Genomic DNA, 26,766 nt, shown 5'->3' with positions numbered 1-26,766 from the left:
GTGCGCCGGCCTGCCGGCGCACGGCGCAACCCGGACTCATTTGCCGGACGTCAGCGCGACGCGGCGGCGTTCGCGCACGGCCAGGGCCAGGCGTTCCAGCACGGCCACCGACGCATCCCAATCGATGCAGCCGTCGGTGATGCTCTGGCCGTAGACCAGCGGCGTGCCCGGCACCATGTCCTGACGGCCGCCCAGCAGATGGCTTTCGATCATCATGCCGACCAGGCGCGCGTCGCCCGCTTCCATCTGGCGCGCCACGTCTTCCGCGACCAGCGGCTGATTCTCGGGCTTCTTGCTGCTGTTGGCGTGGCTGGCGTCGATCATGATGCGCTGGGCCAGGCCGGACTTGGCCATGTCCTGGCAGGCGGCGTCGACGCTGGCCGCGTCGTAGTTGGGCGTCTTGCCGCCGCGCAGAATCACGTGGCAGTCCTCGTTGCCGGCCGTCGAGACGATGGCGGAATGGCCGCCCTTGGTCACCGACAGGAAATGATGCGGCTGCGAGGCGGCCTTGATCGCGTCCACGGCGATCTTCACATTGCCGTCCGTGCCGTTCTTGAACCCGACCGGACACGACAGCCCCGACGCGAGTTCGCGGTGCACCTGGCTTTCGGTGGTGCGAGCGCCAATGGCGCCCCAGGACACCAGGTCGGCGATGTACTGCGGCGTGATCATGTCCAGGAATTCGCAGCCGGCCGGCAGGCCCAACGTGTTGATGTCCAGCAGCAGCTCGCGCGCCACGCGCACGCCCTTGTTGATGTCGAAGCTGCCGTCCAGCTCGGGATCGTTGATCAGCCCCTTCCAGCCCACCGTGGTGCGCGGCTTCTCGAAGTACACGCGCATGACAATTTCCAGGTCGGCGCTCAGGCGGTCGCGCACGGGCTTCAGGCGCTTGGCGTACTCGATGGCGGCGCGCGTATCGTGGATCGAGCAGGGGCCGATCACGACGATCATGCGGTCGTCCATGCCGTGCAGGATGCGGTGCATGGCCTGCCGGGCGGCGAACACGGTGTCGGACGCCTCCTTGGTGCAGGCGAATTCGCGCATGACGTGCGCCGGCGGATTCAGCTCTTTGATTTCTCGGATGCGAAGGTCATCGGTATTGTGTGACACGGTACTGCTCCTGGGTTGCCCGCCAGGGGATGGTTCCCTCTGGATGTCCCCCACGGGACGATTCCCGAGGGGGGGGTTCCGGACCTGGCGGCGCAAAAAAAGCCGCCAGTTCGCTGGCGGCTTTTTCGGGGGATTCTTTCCAAACTTCAGATTGAGCGCGTCCCTTCCTCCGCCAGCGGCTTCAGAAAACCATAAAAATAAAAGTAAAAGGCGGGGGACGCGAATTTCATGGGAAACGACTCTAGCACAATTTTTTTTCACCGTCACGCGGGTTTATCGGGACGGAACCGCCCGCCATGACGACAATCAAGCGGCGCGGCGACGCGCGGCGGGACCAGGCGCGCGCCCTGCCCCGCCGGCCCGATCCGGCTCAGGCCGTGCCGCCCACCGTCAGGCCTTCCATGCGGACCGTGGGCATGCCCACGCCCACCGGCACGCTCTGGCCATCCTTGCCGCAGGTGCCGACGCCCGAGTCCAGCTTCATGTCGTTGCCGATCAGCGTGACGCGGTTCATGGCGTCCGGACCGTTGCCGATCAGGGTGGCGCCCTTGACCGGATAGGTGATCTTGCCGTTCTCGATCATGTAGGCCTCGGAGGCCGAGAACACGAACTTGCCGTTGGTGATATCGACCTGGCCGCCGCCGAAATTCACCGCGTACAGGCCGCGCTTGACCGAGGACACGATTTCCTCGGGCGGGGTCTCGCCCGCCAGCATGTAGGTATTGGTCATGCGCGGCATGGGCAGGTGCGCGAAGGATTCGCGGCGGCCGTTGCCGGTGGCGGCGGTCTTCATCAGGCGCGCGTTCAGCGTGTCCTGCATATAGCCGCGCAGGATGCCGTCCTCGATCAGCACATTGCGCTGGGTGGCGTTGCCCTCGTCGTCGATGTTGAGCGAGCCGCGACGGTCGGGGATGGTGCCGTCGTCGATCACGGTCACGCCCTTGGAGGCGACGCGCTCGCCGATGCGGCCCGAGAACACGCTGGAACCCTTGCGGTTGAAATCGCCTTCCAGGCCATGGCCCACGGCCTCATGCAGCAGGATGCCGGGCCAGCCGGATCCCAGCACCACGGTCATCTCGCCAGCCGGCGCCGGGCGCGCTTCCAGGTTGACCAGCGCCTCATGCACGGCGCGTTCCACGTAGCCTTGCAGCATCTCGTCGGTGAAATAGGCCAGACCCAGGCGGCCGCCGCCGCCGGCATGGCCCATTTCGCGGCGTCCGTTGCGCTCGGCGATGACGGTCAGGGACAGGCGCACCAGCGGACGCACGTCGGCGGCCAGGCGGCCGTCGCTGCCCGCCACCAGCACCACGTCATACTCGGCGCCCAGGCCGGCCATGACCTGGATCACATGGGGATCGCGCGCCCGCGCCATGCGTTCGATGCGTTCCAGCAGCGCGACCTTTTCGGGAGCGCTGAGGGTCGCGACCGGATCGATATCGGCATACAGGCTGCGGCCGTGTTCGGCTTCGACCTGGGCCGCGACCTTGACCTTGCCGGCGCCACGGCGGGCAATGCCGCGCACCGCGTGCGCCGACGACAGCAGCGCATCGGCCGACAGCGAATCGGAATAGGCGAAGGCGGTTTTCTCGCCGCTCACGGCGCGCACGCCCACGCCCTGGCTGATGGAAAAGCTGCCGGTCTTGACGATGCCCTCTTCCAGGCTCCAGCCTTCGCTGCGGGTGTATTGGAAATACAGGTCGGCGTAATCGACCTTGTGCGTGAAGATCTCGCCCAGCGCGCGCGCCATATCCGCCTCGGTCAGCCCCCAGGGGTCGAGCAGCAGCGATTTGGCGGTGGCCAGGGAAGCAATAGCGGGGTCGGTGATTTTCATGTGTCTCTGGGTTCTTCCGGGGCGCCGGCGCGCGTCTGCGCAATGGCGCTCAAGCCTCTATCGTAACGCCGAGTCGCGCCTCGCGTCGCGCATGCGCGACGGTTGCCACAACGACGGCGATTCAATTGCGCAAATGGGCGGAAAAGCCCGCGACAGCGCCGGACTGGTCCCGTATTTCCCTATCCAGTTAAGCAATTCCGCGCGGCAATTCCGCGCGCGCTTATTTATTCGCCGCGGAACCGGACAGCGACGGATATTCTGCCGGCGCGCACGTCATGCAATCTTCTTACATGTATAAATTTATTTACAAAGTCGTCTGACAAGCTGTCATGAAGTTGTCATATGCGAGAGACCGATCAACAGGCGGACACCCTTTTCCTTTCGCTTTGCCCAAAGCGAAAATGCCTGATTCAAATGCGGCGCGCGTCCTCGAATAGCACTCGGCCAAGACGGGCGTGCGCCGGACATACTTGATGCGGCAAAAGAAGAACGGATGACGCCCCCGCCAAAACCCTATTCATATCAAGGGATTACAAAACTGGGACCGCGCAACATCTGTGCATCACATGAAACAAACAAGAGCCATTGCCACGACTCGGCCCGCCGATTGGCACGCCGATTGAATCAAAGTACGCTGTCTTTCAATTCGTCCTAGATTTGAGAATGGTATTCCCAATACTTGTTCCAAGCCGAAACCCGCACGGCTGAAGGCATCCGGACGCTTTTGATACAAAGTAATCAGTCTGAAAACCGGGAAATGTGTACGTAATTTGGGTATTATGCGGGGCATAACAAATAACAAGTCTTCGCCGGCGAATAAAGCAGTTCCATAATCAGGAATAAATCATGGCCCGAGAAACCTACGCAGCACTGCAAGCAAAGATCGAGAAGGAAATCAACAAGCTCCAAAAGAAGGCTGAAGTCCTGCAAACGAAGCGCCGCAAGCCGGTGATTTCGTCGATCATCACGTCGATGCGCGAGTACGACATTACCCCCGAAGAAATCGCCGCCGCCTATGGCGCTGGCGCGAAGCCCGCTCGTGGAGCCGCCCGCCGCAAGACCGGCGCCGCGGCCCGCCCCGCCAACGCCGCCAAACGCGCCGTTGCGCCCAAGTACCGTCATCCCCAAACCGGGGAGACCTGGAGCGGTCGAGGCAAGGCCCCCCGTTGGCTCGCCGCGGAAGAAGCCGCCGGCGCGGCACGCGAGAGTTTTCTCATCAAAGAATAAGAAAACCTATTCTTTAGTATGAAATAAAAATCGGCGCACCATTTTGGTGCGCCGATTTTTTATTTTCAGTATTTACTGTCGATGCCCGCTTTATCGCACCGGGAATTGAATCTCGCGTTCAGCGCCGTTATTGCCAGGGAAATTGTCGAATATCGCGCGGACCAGATATGGCATGGTGCGCAGCAGATTGTCGCCCTCGCTCAGCACATAGGCGGTTGAACGATAGACCTCGGCGCCGCCCCGCTGGACGTCCCGGATCTGCAGGCTCAGGGAGTTGCGCTGCACGACCATGGGCACGTCCACCCAATCCGGGCCCCAATAACCGAAACCGCCGCCCCAAGGACGCGGACCGTAATAGCCGCCATGGCCGTAGCCATAACCGCCGTAGAAACCCGGATCATACGGACGGCGGACCATGACCTGGGTCTGCGACGTGCCATATGTGAATGACACATCGAAACGCGGTTTGGCGCCGGCTTGCGCCTCGACCAGGCCGGTGGCGCCGATACCGGCTCGGACCATGTCCTGGAACGACTGGTATTCGAGATTATTGGTTTGCGAGGCGTCGGCCGGCACGAACTGGTACGACTGCCCCTCGACGCCGGCGGGCCATTGCTGGAATGAGGTCACCCGCGCCGCCACGGTCGGGGCCGCGCAGCCGCTCAGGAGCATGGCCCCCGACACGGCGAAAAGGCCGGCCAGGCGGCCCATGTTGAAAATCGATGTCCCGGACATTTGCAGCTCCTCTACGCACTACGGCGCCATGATACTGACATTGGACTATGGCAGACGCCGAAAGTTTGCGGAGTCAGGCCTTGCCGAGGCAGCCCATGCCGGCCGCCGCCCCTTGGGGCATGCCCAGCCACTACAATAGGCGCTTGTTCACAAAGGACTGGGATCCCATGCGCACTGACACGCCCGTAACCGTATACCGCAAGGATTATCAGCCCTACCCCTACGATATTCCGGAAGTCTCGCTGGGCTTCGACCTGGTGCCCGAATCGACCGAAGTGCGTTGCGTGATGCAGGTGCGGCGCAAGCCCGGCGCCAGCGCCGACGCGGCCCTCGTGCTGGACGGAGAAGAGCTGGAACTCGTGTCGGTAGGCGTGGATGGCAGCCCGCTGCCCGCCGACCGCTATCATCTGGCCGAGCACAGCCTGGCGCTGTACGGCCTGCCCGAAACGGCCACGGTCGAGATCGTCAGCCGCTGCAAGCCGGCCGCCAACTCCACGCTGATGGGCCTGTACGTATCGGGCGGCAACTTCTTCACCCAGTGCGAGGCCGAGGGCTTTCGCCGCATCACCTGGTTCGCCGACCGCCCCGACGTGATGTCGCGCTACCGCGTGACGCTGCGGGCCACGGCCGATTACCCCGTGCTGCTGTCCAACGGCAACCTGCTGGCCTCGCGCCAGCTGGCCGACGGCCGCAACGAAGTCGAATGGGAAGACCCCTTCCCCAAGCCCTGCTACCTGTTCGCGCTGGTCGCGGGCAAGCTCACGCACCGCGAAACCACCGTGCGCACCGCCAGCGGCCGCGACGTATTGCTGCAGGTCTACAGCGATCCCGGCTCGGAAGACAAGACCGAATGGGCCCTGGATTCGCTGGTGCGCGCGCTGCGCTGGGACGAGACCCGCTTCGGACTGGAGCTGGACCTGGACCGCTTCATGGTCGTGGCCGTGCACGACTTCAACATGGGGGCGATGGAGAACAAGGGCCTGAACATCTTCAACGCGGCCTATGTGCTGGCCGACGCCCAGACCGCCACCGACGCCAACTATGAAGGCATCGAATCGGTCATCGGCCACGAGTATTTCCATAACTGGACCGGCAACCGCGTCACCTGCCGCGACTGGTTCCAGCTCAGCCTGAAGGAAGGCCTGACCGTCTTCCGCGACCAGGAATTCAGCGCCGACATGATGGCGCAGGGCATGGACGAGGCCGCCGCCGCCAGCGCCCGCGCGGTCAAGCGCATCGACGACGTGGTGGCGCTGCGCGCCGCCCAGTTCCCCGAAGACGCCGGTCCCATGGCCCACCCGATCCGCCCGGAAAGCTACCAGGAGATCGGCAACTTCTACACCGCCACCGTGTACGAAAAGGGCGCCGAGGTCATCCGCATGCAGCACACGCTGTTGGGCGAGGCGGGCTTTCGCGCCGGCATGGATGAGTACTTCCGCCGCCATGACGGCCAGGCCGTGACCTGCGACGACTTCGTCGCCGCCATGGAATCGGTCTACGTGCGCCAGCATCCCGGCCGCGACCTGTCGGTGTTCCGCCGCTGGTACCGTCAGGCCGGCACGCCGCGCGTGACGGTCAGGCTGGAACACGACGCCGCCGCGCAACGCTGCACGGTCACGCTGAGCCAGGAATGCGCGCCCGTCGGCGTCGAAAAGAAGGCTGGCGCGGACTACGTCAAGGCGCCGTACCACATCCCCTTCGCTATCGGGCTGCTCGACGCCCAGGGCCGCGCCCTGCCGCTCAAGCACGACGGCAAGGTGTCGGATACCGCGCTGCTGGAGCTGACCACGCAAAGCCAGCAATGGACCTTCGACGGCATCGCCGAGCCGCCCGTGCCGTCGTTGCTGCGCGACTTTTCCGCGCCGGTGATCGTCGAGTACGACTGGACCGACGCCGAGCTGGCCCTGCTCTCGGCCCATGACGCCAACCCCTTCGCGCGCTGGGAAGCCGGCCAGGAACTGGCCACGCGCCAGATCCTGGCGCTGGCCGAGGCGCGCCAGGCCGGCCGCACGCTGCATGCCGACCCCGCCTTCATCGACGCCTGGCGCGCGCTGCTGACCGATCCCGCGATCGACGCCGCGTTCCGCGCCCGCGCGCTGGCCCTGCCCTCGGAAAAAACGCTGGCCGAACGCATGGCCGCCGTCGATCCCCCGGCGCTGTCGGTGGCCCGCGACTTCCTGCGCGCAGAACTGGGCCGCCAGTTGGCCGCCGAATTCCGCGCCGCCTTCGACGCCAACCAGACGCCGGGCGAATACAGCCCCGCGCCTGAGCCCGCCGGCAAGCGCGCGCTGAAGAACCTGGCGCTGGCGCACCTGATGGCCGCCGGCGACCAGGACGCCCAGCGCCTGGCCGAACAGCAGTACGCGTCGGCCGACAACATGACCGACAGCATGGCCGCGCTGTCCGCGCTGATCAACTACGGCCAGGGCGACTATCCGCAGCAGGCGCTGGCCGCCTTCTACGACAAGTGGCGGGACAACCCGCTGGTGATCGACAAGTGGTTCGCGCTGCAGGCCACGGCCCGCTCGACCACGGTGCAGAACGCGCGCGAGCTGATGGCGCATCCCGCCTTCACCCTGCGCAACCCGAACCGCGCCCGCGCGCTGGTGTTCCAGTTCTGCCTGAACAACGCCCGCGGCATGCACCACCCGGACGGCTCGGGCTACGCGTTCTGGGCCGATCAGGTGCTGGCGCTGGACGCGCTCAACCCGGAGATCGCCGCCCGCCTGGCGCGCGCGCTGGACAACTGGTCGCGCTACGTGCCGGCGCTGCGCGCGCCCATGAAGGAAGCATTGCAACGCGTGCGCGCGCAGGACGGCCTGTCGCGCAACGTGCAGGAAATCGTATCCAAAGCCTTGGAATTCGCAGCATAGGGAGACCCTCTTGAAACGCAAAACCCTTACCCAATACCTGGTGGAGCAGCAGCGCTCCGCCCAGGCCCTCGCGCCCGAGGTGCGCCTGCTCATCGAAGTGGTGGCGCGCGCCTGCAAGGCCATCAGCCACGCGGTCAGCAAGGGCGCGCTCGGCGGCGTGCTGGGCAGCCTGGACAGCGAGAACGTCCAGGGCGAAGTGCAGAAGAAACTGGACGTGCTGTCCAACGAGATCCTGCTCGAAGCCAATGAATGGGGCGGCCACCTCGCGGCCATGGCCTCGGAAGAGATGGAAACCATCCATCCGATCCCGAACCGCTACCCCAAGGGCGAATACCTGCTGCTGTTCGATCCGCTGGACGGCTCGTCGAACATCGACGTGAACGTGTCGATCGGCACCATCTTCTCGGTGCTGCGCGCCCCGCACCACGTGGCCGGCGCCCCGGTGACCGAAGCGGACTTCCTGCAGCCCGGCAAACAGCAGGTCGCGGCCGGCTACGCCGTCTACGGCCCGCAGACCATGCTGGTGCTGACCATCGGCAACGGCGTGGTCGGCTTCACGCTGGACCGCGAGATGGGTTCCTGGGTGCTGACGCACGAGGACATCTGCGTGCCCGAGGACACCAAGGAATTCGCGATCAACATGTCGAACATGCGCCACTGGGCCCCGCCGGTCAAGCGCTACATCGACGACTGTCTGGCCGGCAAGACCGGTCCGCTGGGCAAGGACTACAACATGCGCTGGATCGCCTCGATGGTGGCCGACGTGCATCGCATCCTGACCCGTGGCGGCATCTTCATGTATCCCTGGGACGCGCGCGAGCCCGGCAAGGCTGGCAAGCTGCGCCTGATGTACGAGGCCAACCCGATGAGCTTCCTGATCGAGCAGGCCGGCGGCGCGTCGATCAACGGCACGCAGCGCATCCTCGACATTCAGCCCGACCAGCTGCACCAGCGCGTGAGCGTGATCCTGGGCTCGAAGAACGAAGTCGAGCGCGTCGGCCGCTACCACGCCGAGGACGCGGCGCAGGGCTGAGCGCCTGACGACCGTCCGCGCGCGTCGCCTCGCCCATGCATCCCGGGCGGCGCGACGCGAAAATGACTAAGCCCCGGCCTGGCCGGGGCTTAGTCATTGGGGCTGCGTCATCGAGGCCGGTTCAGCAAGGCCCGGCCATCGAGGCGCGAATCGCGCCCTTGCCTATTTCACTTCTTCGATCGACTTCACGTCGTCCTTGTTGATCTGTACCTTGCGGCCGTCCTTCTCATACTCATAAGTGCCCGACTTCTTGTCGTATTCGGGCTTGTCGGACGTCACGGTCGAGCTGCCGTCTCGCTGATTGATCACCGAGGGCGTGGAGCAGCCGGCCAACACCGCGAATCCGGTCATCGCCAGAGCCAGGGCCATATTCTTGATTTTCATGAGCGTGTTCTCCGAGAATGGCAAGAGCATTCACTCTACCGTCCCGAACACGCTCAGCCGGTGACGGGATGTGGCGAAAATGCATACGAACGTAATATCCGTTCGACGCCCCGGGACCGCCGCATCGCCCGGCCTTTTCCCAGGGGAAACACCGAAAAAAACCCCTCGCGGGACGCGCCCGTGAGGGGTTTTCAAGGACTTACATGCCGCAAGCAGCCATTACAGGGCTGGCGGCATCCGGCATCACATCTTGGCGTGGGCCTCGAGGTAGCGCCGCACGGCGGCCGCGTCGCAGTCCATGACCTCGACGCGCTGCGGCAGCGATTCCAGGTCCGCCAGATTGCCTGGCGGCACGGCCGGACGGCCCAGCGCTTCCTCGATGGTCTCGGAGAACTTGGCCGGCAAGGCGGTTTCCAGCACCAGCATGGGCACGCCCGGCTCGACGAACTCGCGCGCGACCTTGACGCCGTCGGCGGTGTGCGGATCGACCAGCACGCCGGACTCGTCGTACACCGAACGGATGGTGGCCAGGCGGTCGGCGTGAGTGCTGGCGCCCGATACGAAGCCGTAGCGCGATTCGAACTCGGGCTTGAGCGCCGACAGGTCGAAGGCGCCGTCGCGCGCCAGGCCGGCCCACAGCGCCTGCACGCGGGCCGGGTCGCGGCCCACCAGATCGAACACGAAGCGCTCGAAGTTGGATGCGCGCGAAATGTCCATGGACGGGCTGGACGTGGCGTAGGTCTGCTCGGCCGGACGCGGACGGTAGACGCCGGTGCGGAAGAACTCTTCCAGCACGTTGTTCTCGTTCGTGGCCAGCACCAGCCGGCGCACCGGCAACCCCATGCTGCGGGCGATGTGGCCCGACAGGATGTTGCCGAAGTTACCCGAGGGCACCGCGAACGAGACCTGGTCGCCGGCCTTGGACGTGGCGCGCAGCCAGCCGTGGAAGTAGTACACCACCTGGGCGGCGATGCGCGCCCAGTTGATGGAGTTCACGGCGCCCAGGCGGTAGCGCGTCTTGAAGTCCAGGTCGCCGGCCAAGGCCTTGACGATGTCCTGGGCCTGGTCGAACACGCCGCGCACGGCGATGTTGTGGATGTTCTCGTCCTGCAGCGAATACATCTGCGCGCGCTGGAAGGCGCTCATGCGGCCGTGCGGCGACAGCATGAACACCGACACGCCGCGCTTGCCGCGCAGCGCGTACTCGGCCGCCGAACCAGTGTCGCCGGAAGTGGCGCCCAGGATGTTCAGCGTGGCGCCACGCTTGCCCAGCACGTATTCGAAGACCTGGCCCAGGAACTGCATGGCCATATCCTTGAACGCCAGCGTCGGGCCCTCTGACAGGCCCAGCAGCGACAGGCCGCCGGCCAGCGGGCGCAGCGGCACGATGTCCTCGCTGCTGAACACCTGCGTGTTGTAGGCCGCGCGCGTCAGGCGGCGCAGGTCCTCGGCCGGGATGTCGGTGGCGAACAGCGACAGCACCTCGAACGCCAGATCGGCATACGACAGGCCGCGCCAGGACTCCAGCGTCTGCGCCGACACCTGCGGCAGTTGCTCGGGCACGGCCAGCCCGCCGTCCGGCGCCAGGCCTTCGAGCAGGATGTCCGAGAATTCCAGCGCGGCCATGCCACCACGTGTAGAGATATATTTCATATCAGTGCTCCATGGCGTTACCGCGCCAACCGCAACGGTTGCCGCCCCATCGGGATGCCGCGGAGCCGGCTTTGCCGGTCCGCAGGCATGCCCCCTTGAGGGGGAAGCGCGTAGCGCTTCGGGGGTGGGCCTGTCTCTTCATGCCAGGTGCTCCACGCGCAGGCGGGTCACTTTCGAACGCACGAACGGCAGCGACTCGATGCGTTCGATGGCCTGGTTGACATTGCCTTCCAGCGCCTCGTGCGTCAGGAAGATGATGTCGGCGCCGCCGATGCTGGACGGCTGCTGGATCATCGAACCGATCGAGATCGAACGGTCGGCCAGCAGGCGCGCGATGTCGGCCAGCACGCCCGGCTGGTCGTCCACGCGCAGGCGCAGGTAGTACGAGGTGCTGACCTGCTCGATCGGCAGGATCGGCGTGTCGGACATGGCGTCGGGTTGGAAGGCCAGATGCGGCACGCGGTTGCCCGGGTCGGCCGTATGCAGGCGGGTCACGTCGACCAGGTCGGCCACCACGGCCGAGGCGGTGGGCTCTTCGCCCGCGCCCTGACCGTAGTACAGCGTCGGGCCCACGGCGTCGCCCTTGACCAGCACGGCGTTCATCGCGCCCTCGACATTGGCCAGCAGGCGCTCGGCCGGCACCAGCGCGGGATGCACGCGCAGCTCGATGCCCTCGGCGCGGCGCTTGGTGATGCCCAGCAGCTTGATGCGGTAGCCCAGGCGCTCGGCCAGCTCGATGTCCTCGGCGGCCAGCTGCGAGATGCCTTCGATGTAGGCGCGATCGAACTGCACCGGCACGCCGAAGGCCAGCGAGGCCAGCAGGGTCAGCTTGTGCGCCGCGTCCACGCCCTCGACGTCGAAGGTCGGGTCGGCCTCGGCATAGCCCAGGCGCTGCGCCTCGGCCAGCACGTCGGCGAAGGGCAGGCCGCGCGTGCGCATCTCGGACAGGATGAAATTGGTGGTGCCGTTGATGATGCCGGCGACCCACTGGATGCGGTTGGCGGTCAGGCCTTCGCGGATGGCCTTGATGATGGGGATGCCGCCGGCCACGGCGGCCTCGAAGGCCACCATCACGCCGCGCTCGTGCGCGGCGGCGAAGATCTCGTTGCCATGCTTGGCCAGCAGCGCCTTGTTGGCGGTGACCACGTGCTTGCCGTTGGCGATGGCCTCGAGCACCAGCTCGCGGGCCAGCGTGTCGCCGCCGATCAGCTCGACCACGATGTCGATGGCCGGGTCGCGCACCAGCGCGTGCACATCGGTATCCACCGGCAGCGTGTCGCCCACGCGCGAGCGCGCCTTGGCCACGTCGCGCACGGCGGCGCGGGTCACTTCAATGCGGCGGCCGGCGCGGCGCGCGATTTCCTCGGCGTTGCGCGACAGCACCGTCCAGGTGCCGCCACCGACCACGCCCAGGCCCAGCAGGCCGACTTTCATGGGATTCATCGCGGCGCCCTCGGCGGGCGGGCGTTGAGGGGAATTCATTGTATTTCTCCAATATGCTGCGTCATGGCCACCGTCACCGGCGTCGCTGCGCTGGGCCGCGCGGAGCCGGCTTTGCCGGTCCGCTGCGGCGCCCCCTGGGGGGAAGCGCGCAGCGCTTCGGGGAGAGCCTCTATTTCAGCAGTCCGTCCTTGCGGAACATGTCCTTGATGCCGCGCACCGCCTGGCGGGTGCGCTGCTCGTTTTCGATAAGAGCGAAGCGCACGTATTCGTCGCCGTACTCGCCGAAGCCGATCCCGGGGGAAACGGCCACCTTCGCATCCGACAGGACACGCTTGGAGAATTCCAAAGAACCCATCGCCCTGTAGGGTTCGGGGATCTGCGCCCAGATGTACATGGACGCCTTGGGAATCTCCACATTCCAACCTGCTTCATGCAGACCGCGCGCGAGCACGTCGCGGCGGCTTTGGTATTGGGCCACGATCTCGCTGACGCAATCCTGCGGGCCGTCCAGCGCGGCGATGGACGCCACCTGGATCGGCGTGAACGTGCCGTAGTCGTGATAGCTCTTGATGCGCGCCAGCGCGCCGACCAGCTCGCGGTTGCCGACCATGTAACCGATGCGCCAGCCCGCCATGTTGTAGCTCTTGCTCATCGTGAAGAACTCGACGGCGACATCGCGCGCGCCGGGCACCTGCATGATGGACGGCGCCACGTAGCCGTCGAAGGTGATGTCGGCGTAGGCCAGGTCATGCACGACCAGGATGTCGTGTTCCTTGGCCAGCGCCACCACGCGCTCGAAGAACGACAGGTCCACGCACTGCGCGGTGGGGTTGCTGGGAAAACCCAGCACCATCATCTTGGGCTTGGGAATGGACTCGCGCACGGCGCGCTCCAGTTCCTCGAAGAAATCCACGCCCGGCGTCATGCGCACCGAACGGATGTTGGCGCCGGCGATGACCGCGCCGTAGATGTGGATGGGGTAGCTGGGATTGGGCACCAGCACGGTGTCGCCACGGTCCAGCGTGGCCAGCATCAGGTGGGCCAGGCCTTCCTTGGAGCCGATGGTGACGATGGCCTCGGAATCCGGATCCAGCTCGACCGCGTAGCGGCGCTGGTACCAGTCACAGATGGCCTTGCGCAGGCGCGGGATGCCCTTGGACACCGAGTAGCCGTGCGTGGTCGGGCGGGTGGACGCTTCCACCAGCTTGTCGACGATGTGCTTGGGGGTCGCGCCGTCCGGATTGCCCATGGACATGTCGATGATGTCTTCGCCGCGCCGCCGGGCCGCCATCTTGAGCTCGCCGGTAATGTTGAAAACGTACGGGGGCAGGCGCTCAATGCGGGAGAACTTCCTCATGATGGGAATCCTTAGGGGGCGAGGGGGCGAAAAAATCCAGGGCGCGGATGCGCTCGGGTGAAAACGGGACCGCAGGCCGCGCGCGGACACGATTGCAGCGCAGCAAAACCCTGTAATCTAGCGCAAGCGCGCCCAGGCGGCAAATGGTGCAAAAACGGGGCCTGCTCCCCCGTTTTTCCCAGGGAAACCGCCGGCCCCAGCCGACCCTTCCCGATCCGGTCCGGCGACCGTGGATACCCTGCAACATGCCGTCATTCCGATGCGCTATCATCGGGTACACCAAGCCGGAGTTTTTATTGAAGCTGCATACCGATCCTGCGACGGCCGCCCTGAATACCGTCACCGCTTACGGTGATGGCTACATCGAGGTCAACCAGGTACGTTTTTCCTCCTCGGTCGCTTTCGGACCCGAAGGCGAAGTCACCACCTGGCCCGTGCAGTCGCCGGCCGACATCACCTCAGCCCTGCTGCGCCAGGCCGCCGGAATGGTCGAGCCCGTGCGCGACCCGCTGGCCTTCCTGGACGAACCCGAAGCCGCCCCCGGCCGCCCGGCCAACGCGCCCGAGGTGCTGCTGGTGGGCACGGGCGCGCGCCAGCGTTTCCTGCGTCCCGAGGTCTTGCGTCCCCTGTTGGCCATCGGCGTGGGCGTGGAAGTGATGGACACCCACGCGGCCTCGCGCACCTACAACATCCTGATGGCGGAGGGCCGGCGCGTGGTCGTCGCCCTCATCCCCCCGAACGGAGATTCCCCCGAATGACGCCGAGCATAGGCAAACCCGCCCCGCTGTTCACGGCCGAGAGCACCATCGGCCCGATCAGCCTTGAGCAGTGCCAGGGCCGCGCCGTGGTCCTGTACTTCTACCCCAAGGACAACACCCCTGGCTGCACCACTGAAAGCCAGGATTTCCGCGACCTGCACGCCGAGTTCCTGTCGGCCAGCGCGGTCGTGGTCGGCATCTCGCGCGATTCGCTGAAGTCGCACGAGAATTTCAAGGCCAAGTACGAGCTTCCTTTCCCGTTGATCTCCGACGCCGACGAAACCGTCTGCAACCTGTACGGCGTCATCAAGCAGAAGAACATGTACGGCAAGCAGGTGCGCGGCATCGAGCGCAGCACCTTTCTGATCGACGCCTATGGCGTGCTGGTGCAGGAGTGGCGCGGGGTGAAGGTCCCGGGCCACGCCAAGGAAGTCCTGCAAGCCGCCAAAAGCATCGGTTAGCCGTGCGAGCAAGACCCGTCAGGCGCCATAGCCAGCCGGCCCACACTGGAGAGTGACTCATATGCCGCTTCCGAAGTTGCCTACCCGCCCCGCAGCTATCCTGACCTTCCCCTCGGGCGAGAACGCCCGGGCGCAGGGCCGCAGCACCAAGACCGCCGCTGCGCGGTCCAACACGCAAGCCGCTCTTGCCGAGGACGACGACGACCTGCTGGTCCAGCCCGAGCTGGACGGCATGGCCGCCCCGGCGCCGGCCAAGCGCGCCAAGGCGCGCGCGCAGAACGCGCCCAGCAAGCTGTTCGTGCTGGACACCAACGTGCTGCTGCACGATCCCAGCTCGCTGTTCCGCTTTGAAGAGCACGACATCTTCCTGCCGATGATGACGCTGGAAGAGCTGGACCACCAAAAGAAGGGCATGTCCGAAGTGGGGCGCGCAACGCGCGCCAGGTCAGCCGCTCGCTGGACGCGCTGGTGCAGGACGCCAAGCAGCTGGACGACGGCCTGGAGCTGTCGGCGCTGGGCAACAAGGACGCCACCGGCCGCCTGATGTTCCAGACCACGGCCATCCACAGCACCCTGCCCTCGGACCTGCCCATGGGCAAGGCCGACAACCAGATCCTGGGCGTGGTGCGGGCGCTGCAGGAGAAGTACCCGCAGCGCGAGGTCGTGCTGGTGTCGAAAGACATCAACATGCGCCTGAAGGCCCGCGCGCTGGGCATGGCGGCCGAGGACTACTACAACGACCACGTCCTGGAAGACTCGGACCTGATGTACTCGGGCGTGATGCAGCTGCCCGAAGACTTCTGGAACAAGCACGGCAAGAACGTCGAATCCTGGCAACAGGGCGGCACCACGTTCTACCGCATCCACGGCCCGCTGTGCGCGCAGTTCGTGGTCAACCAGTTCGTCTACTTCGAAGGCCAGATGCCGCTGTACGCGCAGGTGCGCGAGGTCAGCGGCAAGACGGCGGTGCTGGCCACGCTGCGCGACTACACCCACGGCAAGAACAATGTCTGGGGCATCACCGCGCGCAATCGCGAGCAGAACTTCGCCATGAACCTGCTGATGAACCCGGAATGCGACTTCGTGTCGCTGCTGGGCCAGGCAGGCACGGGCAAGACGCTGCTGGCGCTGGCGGCCGGCATCACCCAGGTGCTGGAGACCAAGCGCTACACCGAGATCATCATGACCCGCGTCACGGTGCCGGTGGGCGAGGACATCGGCTTCCTGCCGGGCACCGAAGAGGAAAAGATGCTGCCCTGGATGGGCGCCCTGGAAGACAACCTGGACGTGCTGAACATGGGCGAAGGCGAAGGCAACGGCGATTGGGGGCGGGCCGCCACCATGGACCTGATCCGCTCGCGCATCAAGGTCAAGTCGCTGAACTTCATGCGCGGCCGCACCTTCCTCAACAAGTACCTCATCATCGACGAGGCGCAGAACCTGACGCCCAAGCAGATGAAGACGCTCGTCACGCGCGCCGGTCCCGGCACCAAGGTGATCTGTCTGGGCAACATCGCCCAGATCGACACGCCCTACCTCACCGAGGGCAGCTCGGGCCTGACCTTCGTGGTCGACCGCTTCAAGGGCTGGCCGCACGCGGGCCACGTCACGCTGCAGCGCGGCGAGCGCTCGCGGCTGGCGGACTACGCGGGCGACGTGCTCTGACCTGGCGTTCCGTCTGGCAACAAAAAAGCCCCTTGATCCGCTCAAGGGGCTTTTTCTTTGAAGCCGCGTCCAGGAGAGCGGGCGCGGCGGCCGCCGGCTTACTTCTCGGCGGCGTTGGTGATGGCGTTGCCGGCCCGCGACACGTCCTTGCCCATGCCGGCCATGGTGTTGCACCCGGCGAGCACGAAACCGAACACCACGAAGGCGGTCAACACAATCTTCCCGCGCATGCTGGAACTCCTGATCAAGTGAAAGGGAAACGGCGCCCAGCTTAAACGATCTGCACGCGCAGTTCGCCCAGCCCCTCGATGCCGCCGGTGATGACATCGCCCTTGACGACGGCGCCCACGCCCTCGGGCGTGCCGGTGAAGATGATGTCGCCCGGCTGCAGCTCGAACAGGCCCGACAGGTAGGCGATGCTTTCCGGCACGTTCCAGATCATCTGCGAGATGTCGCTGGACTGCTTGCGCTCGCCGTTCACGTCCAGCCAGATGGCGCCCTTGTCCAGCGTGCCCACGGCGCTGCGCGGATGGATGGGGCCCAGCGGCGCGGACTGGTCGAAGGCCTTGCCCACTTCCCAGGGGCGGCCCTGCTTCTTCATTTCGCCCTGCAGGTCGCGGCGGGTCATGTCCAGGCCCAGCGCATAGCCCCAGACGCAGTCGTTGGCCTGTTCGACCGGAATATCGCGGCCGCCCTTGCCCAGCACCACGACCAGCTCCATCTCGTAGTGCAGGTTGGACGTCTTGGGCGGGTAAGGCATCTTGCCGGTTTCGCCGTCGGCCACGTTCAGCACGGCGTCAGCGGGCTTGCAGAAGAAGAACGGGTCTTCGCGGCCGGTGAAGCCCATTTCCTTGGCGTGCTCGGCGTAGTTGCGGCCGACGCAATAGACACGGCGCACCGGAAAGCGCGCGCTGCTGCCGACGACGGGAACCGAGGTCTGCGGGGAAGGAGGCAATACGTAGTCCATGCTGACTCAACCTATGACGAGCGCGCGGCCGGGTATCGGCGCGCGGATGACGGAACCTGAGGAAATGGCCGCCGCTCCGCTCTGGGGTTACAGCGGGGCGGCGCGCGAAACATCCGGAAGTTTATCCCTTTCCGGCCAGGGCGGAAGCGCTCATGCGGGCGTTTTGAACCCAGGGATATCCCCATCGAACACCACCAGCCGCGCGATGAAACCGGCCATGTAGGCCTTCATTTCCTGGTGCGCGGGCGAGACCTGGTAGCGGTCGTGCGCCGCGCTGTCGGCAAACGCGGCGACCACCGCGTGCGTCAGCCCGTCGGCGCGCGAGGCCTCGTTGGCGCGGAAGGCATAGGCCGCGACGCCGTCGCATTCGGCCAGGATGCGGCGGCAATAGCCCTGCACCCGTTCGTGGAAGCCCGCGTCCGCGTCGGCGGACAGGCTCAGCATGACGACATGAAGAAACATCAGGACTCCTTTCTGGATCGGGTTGCGGCCAGCCACAGACGCGAGATCAGGCCCATGATGCCGTCGCGCAGCAGCAGCACGCACAGCACGAAGATGGCGCCCTGCACGATCAGCACCCAGGACCCCAGCGGCGCCAGGTAGTTCTGCAGGGACACGAAGGTGAAGGCGCCGGCCAGCGGGCCGAAGACGGTACCGATGCCGCCCAGCAGCGCCATCAGCACCACTTCGCCGTTGGCGTGCCAGTGCACGTCGGTCAGCGAGGCCACGCCGAACACCAGCACCTTCAGACCGCCGGCCAGCCCGGCCAGCGAGGCGGACAAGGTGAAGGCCAGCAGCTTGTAGCGCGACGTGGAATAGCCCAGCGAGCGAGCGCGCTGTTCGTTGTCGCGCACCGAGCGTATGACCTCACCGAAAGGCGAGTTCAGCACCCGCAGCACGAAGGCGTAGCCCAGCGCGAACACGGCCAGCGTGAAGTAGTACATGGGCATGACGCCGTCCAGGTCCCAGATCCCGAACAGCTTGCCGCGCGGCACGCTTTGCAGGCCGTCCTCGCCGCCGGTGAAGCCGGCCTGCACGGCGATGAAGTACACCAGCTGCGACAGGGCCAGCGTGATCATGGCGAAGTAGATGCCCTGGCGGCGGATGGCGATGGCGCCGAAGGCCAGCCCCAGCAGCCCGCCAGTCAACGCCCCGGCCAGCAGTCCCAGCTCGGGCGTGGCGCCCAGCAGCTTCATGACGATGCCGGTGGCGTAGGCCGCCGCGCCGAAGAAGGCCGCGTGGCCGAAGGACAGCAGCCCCACATAGCCCACCAGCAGATTGAACGCCGCCGCGAACAGCGCGAAGCACAGCACCTTCATCAGGAACGTGGGGTACACGAACCAGGGCGCGGCCAGCGCCAGCACCGCCAGCGCCGCCATGGCCACGCGCATGGCGCGCCGGCCCAGCTGCACCGGTTCGCGCGTGGCCTCGGCGGCCAGCACGTTCTGCACCTGCAAGGGCTTGCCGAACAGGCCCGCCGGCTTGCACAGCAGCACCAGCACCATGATGATGAAGATCGCCAGGTTGGCGGCCTCGGGGTAGAACACCTTGGTCAGCCCCTCGATCACGCCCAGGCCGAAGCCGCTGACGATGGCGCCCATGATGGAGCCCATGCCTCCGATCACCACCACCGCGAACACGACCACCACCAGGTTCGAACCCATCATGGGACTGACCTGGTAGATGGGCGCCGCGATCACGCCGGCCACCGAGGCCAGCGCCACGCCCAGCGCATAGGTCAGCGTGATGAGCAAAGGCACGTTGATGCCGAACGAGCGCACCACCACCGGATTCTCGGTGGCCGCGCGCAGCATGGCGCCGATGCGGGTCTTTTCCATCAGCGCCCAGACCAGCAGGCACAGCGCCAGCGACACCAGCACGGCCCAGCCGCGATACCAGGGCAGGAACATGAAGCCCAGGTTGACGCCGCCGGACAGCGCCTTGGGGATGGTGTACGGCAGACCCGACACGCCATAGGCCTGCCGCAGTCCGCCTTCGATCAGCAGCGCGATGCCGAAGGTCAGCAGCAGCCCGTACAGATGATCCATGCGGTAGGTGCGCGAGATCAGCAGACGTTCCGTCACGACGGCGAAGACGGCCATGATGAGCGGCACCAGCACCAGCGCCGCCCAGTAGTTCACGCCCACGTAGTTCAGCAGCATCCAGGCCAGGAAGGCGCCCGCAGTGTACTGCGCGCCATGGGCGAAGTTGATGATGTTCAGCAAGCCGAAGATCACCGCCAGGCCGATCGACAGCAAGGCGTAGAAGGAACCATTGATGAGGCCGAGCAGCAGCTGGCCGAAGAGTGCCGTGGACGGCACGCCGAATATTTCGAACACGGAAATCTCCCCTCAGACACCCAGGCGGCGCGTGATCCGCTCCGGATCATTGCGCGCCTCGTCGGCCGACATCTGGTCGACCACGCGGCCATGCTCCATCACGTAATGGCGGTCGGCCACCTTGGTCGCGAAGCGGAAGTTCTGCTCGACCAGCACGATGGTGAAGCCGCGCTGCTTGAGCGTGCGGATGGCCTGCCCGATCTGCTGCACGATGACCGGGGCCAGGCCCTCGGTCGGCTCGTCCAGCAGGATCAGCTGGGCGCCGGTGCGCAGGATGCGGGCGATGGCCAGCATCTGCTGCTCGCCGCCGGACAGGTTGCCGCCCGAGCTGGCGCTGCGTTCGCGCAGGTTCGGGAACAGCGCGTAAATCTCGTCCAGCGTCATGCCGCCGTCGGCCAGCCTCGGCGGCAGCATCAGGTTCTCGGTCACGTTCAGGCTGCGGAACACGGCCCGCTCTTCCGGGCAATACACCACGCCCAGGCGCGGGATGCGGTGCGGCGCCATGGCGATGGTTTCCTGGTCGTTCAAGCGGATCGAGCCGCTGCGCTTGTCCAGAATGCCCATGATGGCGCGCAGCGTGGTGGTCTTGCCGGCGCCGTTGCGGCCCAGGATGGTGACCAGCTCGCCGCGCCTGACCTCGATGTCCACGCCGTGCAGCACATGCGATTCGCCGTACCAGGCGTTGAGCTTGTTGATGGACAGCATCAGTGCGCCTCCTCTTGCGCGCCCATGTAGGCGGTGATGACGCGCTCGTCGCGCGACACGGCGGCGTAGTCGCCCTGGGCCAGCACGGCGCCGCGCGCCAGCACGGTGATGGTGTCGGACAGGTCCGCGACCACGGACAGGTTGTGTTCCACCATGAGGATGCTGCGCTTGGCCGACACGCGCCGGATCAGCGCCGCGATGCGCGCCACGTCCTCCTGCCCCAGTCCGGCCATGGGCTCGTCCAGCAGCATGATCTCCGGGTCCAGCGCCAGCGTCATGGCGATCTCCAGCGCGCGCTTGCGGCCATAGGGCAGCAGCGCGGCGATGGTGTCGGCCTGGTCATCCAACCCGACGGCGGCCAGCAGTTCCAGCGCGCGCGCGTTGAAGCGGTCCACGCTGCGGCGGCTGCGCCAGAAGCGCATGCCATCGCCATGCTGGCGCATCAGCGCCACGCGCATGTTCTGCAGCACGGTCAGGCCCAGGAACACGGCCGAGATCTGGAACGAGCGCACGATGCCCAGCCGGGCGATCTGCTCGGGCGCCAGCGACGTGATGTCGCGGCCCCGGTAGCGGATCTCGCCCTCGTCCGGCGACAGGAACTTGGTCAGCAGGTTGAAACAGGTGGTCTTGCCGGCGCCGTTCGGGCCGATCAAGGCATGGATGGAGCCTTCCCGCAGGGCCAGCGACACGCCGTCGACGGCGCGAAAGCCGCCGAAGCGCTTGACCAGCCCCTGGGCGGACAACACGTTTTGTTCGCTCATGGCGGCCTCCCCTACATGCGCGCCAGCAGGCCGCCGTCGATCGCCAGCACCTGGCCGTTGACGAAGGCCGCGCCCGGCGCGGCCAGGTACACCACCGCCGGCGCGATATCGTCCGGCTCGGCCCAGCGTCCGGCCGGCACCGCCGTGGACAGGAAGGACTGGAACTGCGGATTGTCCTGCAGCCCCTGCGTGAAGTCGGTGCGCACGAAGCCCGGCGCCAGCGCGTTGCAGGTGATGCCGCTGCCGCCGTATTCCACGGCCAGCGCCCGCGCGAAGGCGGCGATGGCGCCCTTGGCCGTGGCGTAGGCGGCGATGTTGGGCATGGTGGCCTGCCCGGCCACGGACGACATCAGCACGATGCGGCCGAAGCCGCGCCGGACCATGCCCGGCAGCGCCGCGCGGGCGCAGTTGAAGGCGCCGTTGACGTGCACGTTCTGCAGCGCCTGCCATTCGGCCGGCGTCATCTCGACCACGGGCTTGCGGTTCTGGTTGCCGGCGTTGCTGACCAGCACGTCGGGCGCCCATCCGGCCGCCTCCAGCTCGCGCAGCGCGGCCGCGACGGCCTCGCCGTCGGCCACGTCGAACGGCGCGCCCTGCGCCTGGATGCCCGCCGCCCTCAAGCGTTCGCAGGCCGCGTCGCAGGCCTGCGCGGACAGGTCGTTGACGACCACTTTCGCCCCGGCCCGGCCCAGCGCCTGGGCAATGGCGTACCCCAGTCCCCGCGCCGCGCCCGTCACCAGCGCCACGCGTCCCCCCAGCCCGAAAGCCTGGTCCAGATAATCATTCTTCAAGCCATGTCTCCTTGTATGGAGCCCACCCCCGAAGCGCTACGCGCTTCCCGCAGGGGACGCGGCAGCGGACCGGCAAGGCCGGCTCCGCGCTGCCCCGATGGGGCGGCGCCCCATACCTGTGACGCCGCTGCCCCGAGGATGAGCATTGTTCGCCGGATCTTTATTCCTGCCGTGTCCGGTCATGCCTGCCGTCTGTTCTTCGACAAATCGGCGTTGACATAAATCTCAATATACGCGACTATTTTTAAACACTCAATAACAAGATTTTTGGTTTATCTTCCATAACGAGTTCTGGCTAGGAGACAACATGGCCCTCGAAACCCCAGGCTGCCCGGCAGCCAACGCACTGCCGCCACTGGCCTCGCGCTTCCTGAATGTCGATGAATTGCCCTGGAAGCCCACGCAGGTCGAAGGCATCGACATGAAGGTGCTGATGCAGGACAAGGAAAGCGGCCTCCTGACCGCCCTGTTCCGCTGGCAGCCCGGCACCGAGCTGCCGCTGCACGAGCACGTCGAGGTCGAGCAGACCTATGTGCTGGAAGGCTCCATCGTGGACGCCGAGGGCGAGGTCAGCGCCGGCAACTACGTGTGGCGTCCGCGCGGCAATCGTCACGTGGCGCGCGCGCCGCAGGGCGCGCTGGTGCTGAGCTTTTTCCTGAAACCCAATCTGTTCATCGAGGGCTACGCCGGCCAGACGCTGGAGTAACCCTTGTTGTTCCGACCGTCCGGCACAGGGCGGCGGATCCGGCCATGGCCGGCCGGCGCGCGGGCTTGCCGCCATCGTTTTTTCACGACTGGCAAGACGCGCGACGGCCACAAGGCATCGCACCCCCAAGAGGAGACAACCATGAAGCAAGCATTCAAACAGACCCTGGCCGCCTGCGCGCTGGGCGCGCTGGCCTGGTCCGCCCAGGCCCAGGTCTCGGACGACGTGGTCAAGATCGGCGTGCTGGGCGACCAGTCCGGCATGATGGCCGACCTGTCCGGCAAGTACGGCGTCGAGGCCGTGAAGATGGCGGTCGAGGATTTCGGCGGCACCGTGCTGGGCAAGCCGATCGAAGTGATCTCGGCCGACCATCAGAACAAGGTGGACATCGGCGTGGCCACCGCCCGCCGCTGGTACGAGAACGACAAGGTCGACATGATCCTGGACGTGCCCAACTCCGCCATCGCGCTGGCGGTGCAGGACCTGACGCGGCAGATGAAGCGCGTGGTGATCTTCACCAGCGCCGGCTCGGCCGACCTGACCGGCAAGGCCTGCTCGCCCAATGGCATGCACTGGACCTACGACACCTATGCCTACGCCACCGGCGTGGCCAGCGGCGTCATGGACGACGGCGGCAAGAGCTGGTTCTTCATCACGTCCGACTATGCCTTCGGCCACTCGCTGGAACGCGACGCGATGGCGGTGGTCAAGAGCAAGGGCGGCCAGGTGCTGGGCAGCGTGCGCCATCCCATCGCCAACGCCGACTTCTCGTCCTTCCTGTTGCAGGCGCAGGCGTCCAAGGCCCAGGTGATCGGCCTGGCCAACGGCAGCGGCGACACCATCAACAGCATCAAGCAGGCGTTCGAGTTCGGCATCATGGGCGGCAAGCAGCGCGTAGCCGCGCTGTTCATGAGCATCGTCGACGTGCGCAGCGTAGGGCTGGAATACGCGCAGGGGCTGAACCTGGTCGAGCCGTTCTACTGGGACCTGAACGACCAGACGCGCGTCTGGTCCGAGCGCTACTTCAAGCGCACCGGTCGCATGCCGTCGATGGTGCAGGCCAGCAACTACAGCGCCGCCATGCACTACCTGAACGCGGTCAAGGCAGCGGGCACGGACGCGTCCGAGGCCGTGCTCAAGAAGATGCACGACACACCCATCAACGACTTCATGACCGAGAACGGCCGCATCCGCGAGGACGGCCGCGTGATGCGCGACCTGTACCTGTTCAAGGTCAAGTCGCCGGCCGAGTCCAAGCGCGACTGGGACTACTACAACCTGGTGCGCAAGATCCCCGCCGAGCAGGCATTCCGTCCGCTGGCGCAGGGCAACTGCCCGCTGGTGAAGCAATGAGCGGGGGCGTCCCGCAACTGTTGGCCGGCAAGCGCGCCGTCGTCACTGGGGGCGCCAACCCCCGTGGCATCGGCGCGGCGATCGTCCGGCTCTTCATCGAGCATGGCGCGGCGGTGGCCGTGCTGGACCGCGACTATCCGGACGATGACGCCGGCGGCCCGCAAGGCGGCGGCCCCGTGACGCTGCATTGCGACGTATCCAGCGGCGCGTCCTGCGAGGCGGCGATGGCGCGGGCGCAAGAGGCGCTGGGCGGCATCGACGTGCTGGTGAACAACGCCGGCATCGTCGCCGCCACCCGCATCTGGGACCTGCCCGAAGACGAGTTTCGGCGCATGGTGGACGTGAACCTGACCGGCACCTACAACGTCACCCGCGCCGCCCTGCCCGCCCTGCTGGCCAGCGAGCGCAAGCCGGCCATCGTCAACCTGGGTTCCACCGCCGCGCTGCGCGGCGGGGGGCTTCTGGGCGGCTCGCATTACGCCGCGTCCAAGGGCGGGGTCATCAGTTTCACCAAGGCGCTGGCCCGCGAACTGGGCCCGCGCGGGGTGCGCGCGAACTGCGTCGCGCCCGGCATCATCGAGACGGACATGACGCTGGGCAAATTCGGCGAAAATTGGGAAACAGAACTCAAACAAGGCATTCCGCTGCAACGCTTCGGCTCGCCCGCCGAAGTCGCCCAGGCCATTCTCTTCCTGGCATCGGACCTGTCCTCGTATTCCACCGGCATCGTGGTCGACGTCAATGGCGGCTTCCACATTCACTAGGCGCGCGCAGCAATGAGCACTCCAGACCGCATGTTGTCCATCCTCGACCTGTTCCGCGACGACACCACCGCCGCCTTCCAGGAAGACGTCATGGAGCATCTGGAGTGCTCGCGCGCGACCGCCTACCGCTACCTGAAGTCGCTGACCGAAAGCGGGCTGCTGGCCCCCACCTCGGGCGGCGCCTATGTACTGGGCTCGCGCATCATCGAGCTGGACCGCCACCTGCGCCAGCACGATCCGCTGATGCGAGCGGCCCGCGACGTGATGCGCGCCGCCGGCGACGAACTGCACGCCAACCTGATGCTGTGCAGCTACTACGGCGACAAGGTCATGTGCGTGGACCGCTACTGGACCGACGACTCCATCGAATCGAGCTACGCGCGCGGCCGGCCCTTCCCGATGTTCCGCGGCGCCACGGCCAAGCCCATCCTGGCCAATCTGCCGCCCTACCAGCTGCGCAACCTGATGCTGTGGCACGCGGCCGAGATCCGCGAGGCCGGCCTGGGCGAGGACTGGGATGAATTCCGCGCCAACCTGAAGCAGCTGCGCGCCGCCGGCGTGTGCGTCTCGCACGGCGAGGTCGATCGTGGCCTGATGGGCATCGGCGCGGCGATCTTCAGCCCCGACCAGAAAGTGGTCGGCAGCCTGGTGTTCATCGCCTCGCAGGCGCGCACCACGGCGCAGCGGCTGGAAGCGCTCAAGACCCGCATCCAGGCGGCGGCCGCCCAGGTGTCCGAGAATCTGCTGGCCCCGCAAAGCAACGGCGCGGCGGCGATCGGCATCATGCCGTCGCGGCCGCGCCGCATGCGGACACGGACCGGCGCGACGCCGGCCCGGACCAAACCCTGATCAGGCCTTGTTGTGGCGTTCGGCGCTCTTGAGGATTTCCTCGTGAGCGGCCGCCACGCCCTTCCAGCCCTTGACCTTGACCCACTTGCCCTTTTCCAGGTCCTTGTAGTGCTCGAAGAAGTGCTGGATGCGGGAGATGTCTTCCGTCGGCAGATCTTCGTAGGACTTGATGTTGCGGTACGGGGGGTAGAGCTTTTCGATCGGCACGGCCAGCAGCTTGGCGTCGCCGCCCGACTCGTCGTCCATTTCCAGCACGCCGATGGCGCGGCAGCGCACCACCGCGCCGATCTGGATCGGGAACGGAGTCACGACCAGCACGTCGGCGGGGTCGCCGTCTTCCGACAGGGTCTGCGGGATGTAGCCGTAGTTGCACGGGTAATGCATGGCCGTCAGCATGAAGCGGTCAACGAAGATCGCGCCCGTTTCCTTGTCGACCTCGTACTTGACCGGGTCGGCGTTCATGGGGATTTCGATGATGACGTTGAAGTCTTCCGGCAGCTTCTTGCCAGGGGAGACGCGATCGAGGCTCATGGTTCAACCTTGTGAGTGTCTGAGGAAATGATCAATGCGCGCCGTCGTTCTTGAACGGCGGCTTGGTGTCGGGCACGGGAGCGGCCGGGGCGGCCGCGGGCTTGGCAGCCGCGGGCGGCGCCGGCGCGTACGTGGGCACCGGGTCCTCGAAAGCGGCCGCCGGCAGCGGCGCGCTGTCGAAATACTCGTCGAAGTCGCTGGTGCCGCCGGCGAGCGGCGCGTCTTCGGGCGCCAGCGCGCGGTCGTGCTGTTCCTTGCTGACGCGGGCGTCGGGATCCAGCACATAGTCGGCGACGGTCGCGGCGGGCGGCAGGGCCGCGTAGCCGGAGACCGGGCCGGTCTCGTCGTCCAGGTCGGCGAGGCCCACCGCATAGCCGCCCTCGGCGTCCACGCGGTAAGGATCGGAACCCGTGTCGGCGGCCGGCAGCGCGGCGTCGGTGGCCAGCACCGGCAGCGCCATGCTGGCGGCC

The 26,766-nt window shown here is 66.4% G+C and carries 25 protein-coding genes and 2 pseudogenes; 11 read left to right on the top strand and 16 right to left on the bottom strand.

Annotated features, from left to right (window positions below; genetic code table 11):
* Positions 1 to 36: 36 nt before the first annotated feature.
* Together aroG and tldD are read right to left on the bottom strand one after the other, a co-directional pair.
* Entirely contained in the window at positions 37 to 1,110 is a 1,074-nt protein-coding gene (aroG, locus tag AC6LJ5_RS24090) for a 3-deoxy-7-phosphoheptulonate synthase AroG (RefSeq protein WP_103273496.1), read from the bottom strand.
* 370 nt (positions 1,111 to 1,480) lie between these two features.
* Positions 1,481 to 2,941 carry a metalloprotease TldD gene (gene tldD, locus AC6LJ5_RS24085; protein ID WP_103273495.1) on the bottom strand — a complete coding sequence of 487 codons (1,461 nt, stop codon included), beginning with the start codon at positions 2,939 to 2,941 and terminating at the stop codon, positions 1,481 to 1,483.
* An 846-nt stretch (positions 2,942 to 3,787) separates the two neighbouring features.
* Between tldD and AC6LJ5_RS24080 the strand changes: the two genes are divergently transcribed.
* A complete protein-coding gene (locus AC6LJ5_RS24080; RefSeq protein ID WP_392409583.1) occupies positions 3,788 to 4,168 on the top strand; it encodes an H-NS histone family protein in 381 nt (126 codons plus the stop codon).
* A 90-nt stretch (positions 4,169 to 4,258) separates the two neighbouring features.
* On the opposite strand, the gene AC6LJ5_RS24075 is transcribed toward AC6LJ5_RS24080, so the two are convergent.
* Positions 4,259 to 4,903, bottom strand: a complete 645-nt coding sequence (locus tag AC6LJ5_RS24075; protein ID WP_392409584.1) for a DUF4136 domain-containing protein — start codon at positions 4,901 to 4,903, stop codon at positions 4,259 to 4,261.
* A gap of 167 nt (positions 4,904 to 5,070) precedes the next feature.
* Between AC6LJ5_RS24075 and pepN the strand changes: the two genes are divergently transcribed.
* Positions 5,071 to 7,776: an aminopeptidase N gene (pepN, locus tag AC6LJ5_RS24070; protein ID WP_498141811.1), complete on the top strand. Its 2,706-nt coding sequence runs from the start codon at positions 5,071 to 5,073 to the stop codon at positions 7,774 to 7,776.
* 10 nt (positions 7,777 to 7,786) lie between these two features.
* A complete protein-coding gene (locus AC6LJ5_RS24065; protein WP_103273491.1) occupies positions 7,787 to 8,809 on the top strand; it encodes a class 1 fructose-bisphosphatase in 1,023 nt (340 codons plus the stop codon).
* A gap of 162 nt (positions 8,810 to 8,971) precedes the next feature.
* On the opposite strand, the gene AC6LJ5_RS24060 is transcribed toward AC6LJ5_RS24065, so the two are convergent.
* The 4 genes from AC6LJ5_RS24060 to alaC form a co-directional block, all read right to left on the bottom strand.
* Positions 8,972 to 9,193 carry a YgdI/YgdR family lipoprotein gene (locus AC6LJ5_RS24060; protein WP_103273490.1) on the bottom strand — a complete coding sequence of 74 codons (222 nt, stop codon included), beginning with the start codon at positions 9,191 to 9,193 and terminating at the stop codon, positions 8,972 to 8,974.
* Positions 9,194 to 9,436: 243 nt separating this feature from the next.
* Complete coding sequence (gene thrC, locus AC6LJ5_RS24055) at positions 9,437 to 10,846, bottom strand: threonine synthase (RefSeq protein ID WP_103273489.1); 1,410 nt, start codon at positions 10,844 to 10,846, stop codon at positions 9,437 to 9,439.
* A gap of 138 nt (positions 10,847 to 10,984) precedes the next feature.
* Complete coding sequence (locus AC6LJ5_RS24050; RefSeq protein ID WP_498141813.1) at positions 10,985 to 12,289, bottom strand: homoserine dehydrogenase; 1,305 nt, start codon at positions 12,287 to 12,289, stop codon at positions 10,985 to 10,987.
* Positions 12,290 to 12,458: 169 nt separating this feature from the next.
* On the bottom strand, positions 12,459 to 13,646 hold the full coding sequence (gene alaC, locus AC6LJ5_RS24045) for an alanine transaminase (RefSeq protein WP_103273487.1): 1,188 nt from the start codon (positions 13,644 to 13,646) through the stop codon (positions 12,459 to 12,461).
* 296 nt (positions 13,647 to 13,942) lie between these two features.
* Here alaC and AC6LJ5_RS24040 point away from each other — a divergent pair, with 296 nt between their 5' ends.
* From AC6LJ5_RS24040 to AC6LJ5_RS24025, 4 genes and pseudogenes are all read left to right on the top strand, one after another.
* Complete coding sequence (locus AC6LJ5_RS24040) at positions 13,943 to 14,404, top strand: Mth938-like domain-containing protein (protein ID WP_392409586.1); 462 nt, start codon at positions 13,943 to 13,945, stop codon at positions 14,402 to 14,404.
* Positions 14,401 to 14,865: a peroxiredoxin gene (locus tag AC6LJ5_RS24035; protein ID WP_103273485.1), complete on the top strand. Its 465-nt coding sequence runs from the start codon at positions 14,401 to 14,403 to the stop codon at positions 14,863 to 14,865. Before AC6LJ5_RS24040 ends, AC6LJ5_RS24035 begins: the two co-directional genes overlap by 4 nt.
* Positions 14,866 to 14,926: 61 nt before the next feature.
* A pseudogene (locus tag AC6LJ5_RS24030) lies at positions 14,927 to 15,537 on the top strand (PIN domain-containing protein); the annotation flags it as partial.
* A gap of 15 nt (positions 15,538 to 15,552) precedes the next feature.
* A complete protein-coding gene (locus AC6LJ5_RS24025; RefSeq protein ID WP_498141812.1) occupies positions 15,553 to 16,530 on the top strand; it encodes a PhoH family protein in 978 nt (325 codons plus the stop codon).
* 98 nt (positions 16,531 to 16,628) lie between these two features.
* Here AC6LJ5_RS24025 and AC6LJ5_RS24020 read toward each other — a convergent pair whose 3' ends face one another.
* The 7 genes from AC6LJ5_RS24020 to AC6LJ5_RS23990 form a co-directional block, all read right to left on the bottom strand.
* On the bottom strand, positions 16,629 to 16,760 hold the full coding sequence (locus tag AC6LJ5_RS24020; protein ID WP_103273483.1) for an entericidin A/B family lipoprotein: 132 nt from the start codon (positions 16,758 to 16,760) through the stop codon (positions 16,629 to 16,631).
* 41 nt (positions 16,761 to 16,801) lie between these two features.
* Positions 16,802 to 17,497 carry a fumarylacetoacetate hydrolase family protein gene (locus AC6LJ5_RS24015; protein WP_498141810.1) on the bottom strand — a complete coding sequence of 232 codons (696 nt, stop codon included), beginning with the start codon at positions 17,495 to 17,497 and terminating at the stop codon, positions 16,802 to 16,804.
* Positions 17,498 to 17,647: 150 nt separating this feature from the next.
* A complete protein-coding gene (locus tag AC6LJ5_RS24010) occupies positions 17,648 to 17,959 on the bottom strand; it encodes a Dabb family protein (RefSeq protein ID WP_498141809.1) in 312 nt (103 codons plus the stop codon).
* Positions 17,959 to 19,836 (bottom strand): ABC transporter permease, encoded by a 1,878-nt coding sequence (locus AC6LJ5_RS24005; RefSeq protein ID WP_103273480.1) that lies wholly within the window; start codon positions 19,834 to 19,836, stop codon positions 17,959 to 17,961. The genes AC6LJ5_RS24010 and AC6LJ5_RS24005 overlap by 1 nt, the downstream gene beginning before the upstream one ends.
* Positions 19,837 to 19,848: 12 nt before the next feature.
* Entirely contained in the window at positions 19,849 to 20,541 is a 693-nt protein-coding gene (locus tag AC6LJ5_RS24000; RefSeq protein ID WP_103273479.1) for an ABC transporter ATP-binding protein, read from the bottom strand.
* Positions 20,541 to 21,302 (bottom strand): ABC transporter ATP-binding protein, encoded by a 762-nt coding sequence (locus tag AC6LJ5_RS23995; RefSeq protein WP_498141808.1) that lies wholly within the window; start codon positions 21,300 to 21,302, stop codon positions 20,541 to 20,543. The genes AC6LJ5_RS24000 and AC6LJ5_RS23995 overlap by 1 nt, the downstream gene beginning before the upstream one ends.
* An 11-nt stretch (positions 21,303 to 21,313) precedes the next feature.
* The gene (locus AC6LJ5_RS23990) at positions 21,314 to 22,093 is read right to left on the bottom strand and encodes an SDR family NAD(P)-dependent oxidoreductase (RefSeq protein WP_498141807.1); all 780 of its coding nucleotides are present in this window, start codon (positions 22,091 to 22,093) and stop codon (positions 21,314 to 21,316) included.
* A 307-nt stretch (positions 22,094 to 22,400) separates the two neighbouring features.
* Between AC6LJ5_RS23990 and AC6LJ5_RS23985 the strand changes: the two genes are divergently transcribed.
* The 4 genes from AC6LJ5_RS23985 (at position 22,401) to AC6LJ5_RS23970 (ending at position 25,765) form a co-directional block, all read left to right on the top strand.
* On the top strand, positions 22,401 to 22,799 hold the full coding sequence (locus tag AC6LJ5_RS23985) for a cupin domain-containing protein (RefSeq protein ID WP_498141806.1): 399 nt from the start codon (positions 22,401 to 22,403) through the stop codon (positions 22,797 to 22,799).
* Positions 22,800 to 22,940: 141 nt separating this feature from the next.
* Entirely contained in the window at positions 22,941 to 24,152 is a 1,212-nt protein-coding gene (locus AC6LJ5_RS23980; protein WP_392409592.1) for an ABC transporter substrate-binding protein, read from the top strand.
* The gene (locus AC6LJ5_RS23975) at positions 24,149 to 24,916 is read left to right on the top strand and encodes an SDR family NAD(P)-dependent oxidoreductase (RefSeq protein WP_103273474.1); all 768 of its coding nucleotides are present in this window, start codon (positions 24,149 to 24,151) and stop codon (positions 24,914 to 24,916) included. The genes AC6LJ5_RS23980 and AC6LJ5_RS23975 overlap by 4 nt, the downstream gene beginning before the upstream one ends.
* Before the next feature lie 12 nt (positions 24,917 to 24,928).
* On the top strand, positions 24,929 to 25,765 hold the full coding sequence (locus tag AC6LJ5_RS23970) for an IclR family transcriptional regulator (protein WP_212319042.1): 837 nt from the start codon (positions 24,929 to 24,931) through the stop codon (positions 25,763 to 25,765).
* Here the strand turns inward: AC6LJ5_RS23970 and ppa are convergent, their stop codons facing one another.
* Complete coding sequence (gene ppa / locus AC6LJ5_RS23965; protein WP_103273472.1) at positions 25,766 to 26,296, bottom strand: inorganic diphosphatase; 531 nt, start codon at positions 26,294 to 26,296, stop codon at positions 25,766 to 25,768. It abuts the gene before it with no gap.
* Between the two features lie 31 nt (positions 26,297 to 26,327).
* Positions 26,328 to 26,766: pseudogene (locus AC6LJ5_RS23960) on the bottom strand (heme biosynthesis HemY N-terminal domain-containing protein); the annotation flags it as partial.

The sequence above is a fragment of the Achromobacter sp. 1011791174 genome (genome assembly GCF_059760925.1).
This window is presented reverse-complemented; position numbering and strand designations above follow the sequence as displayed.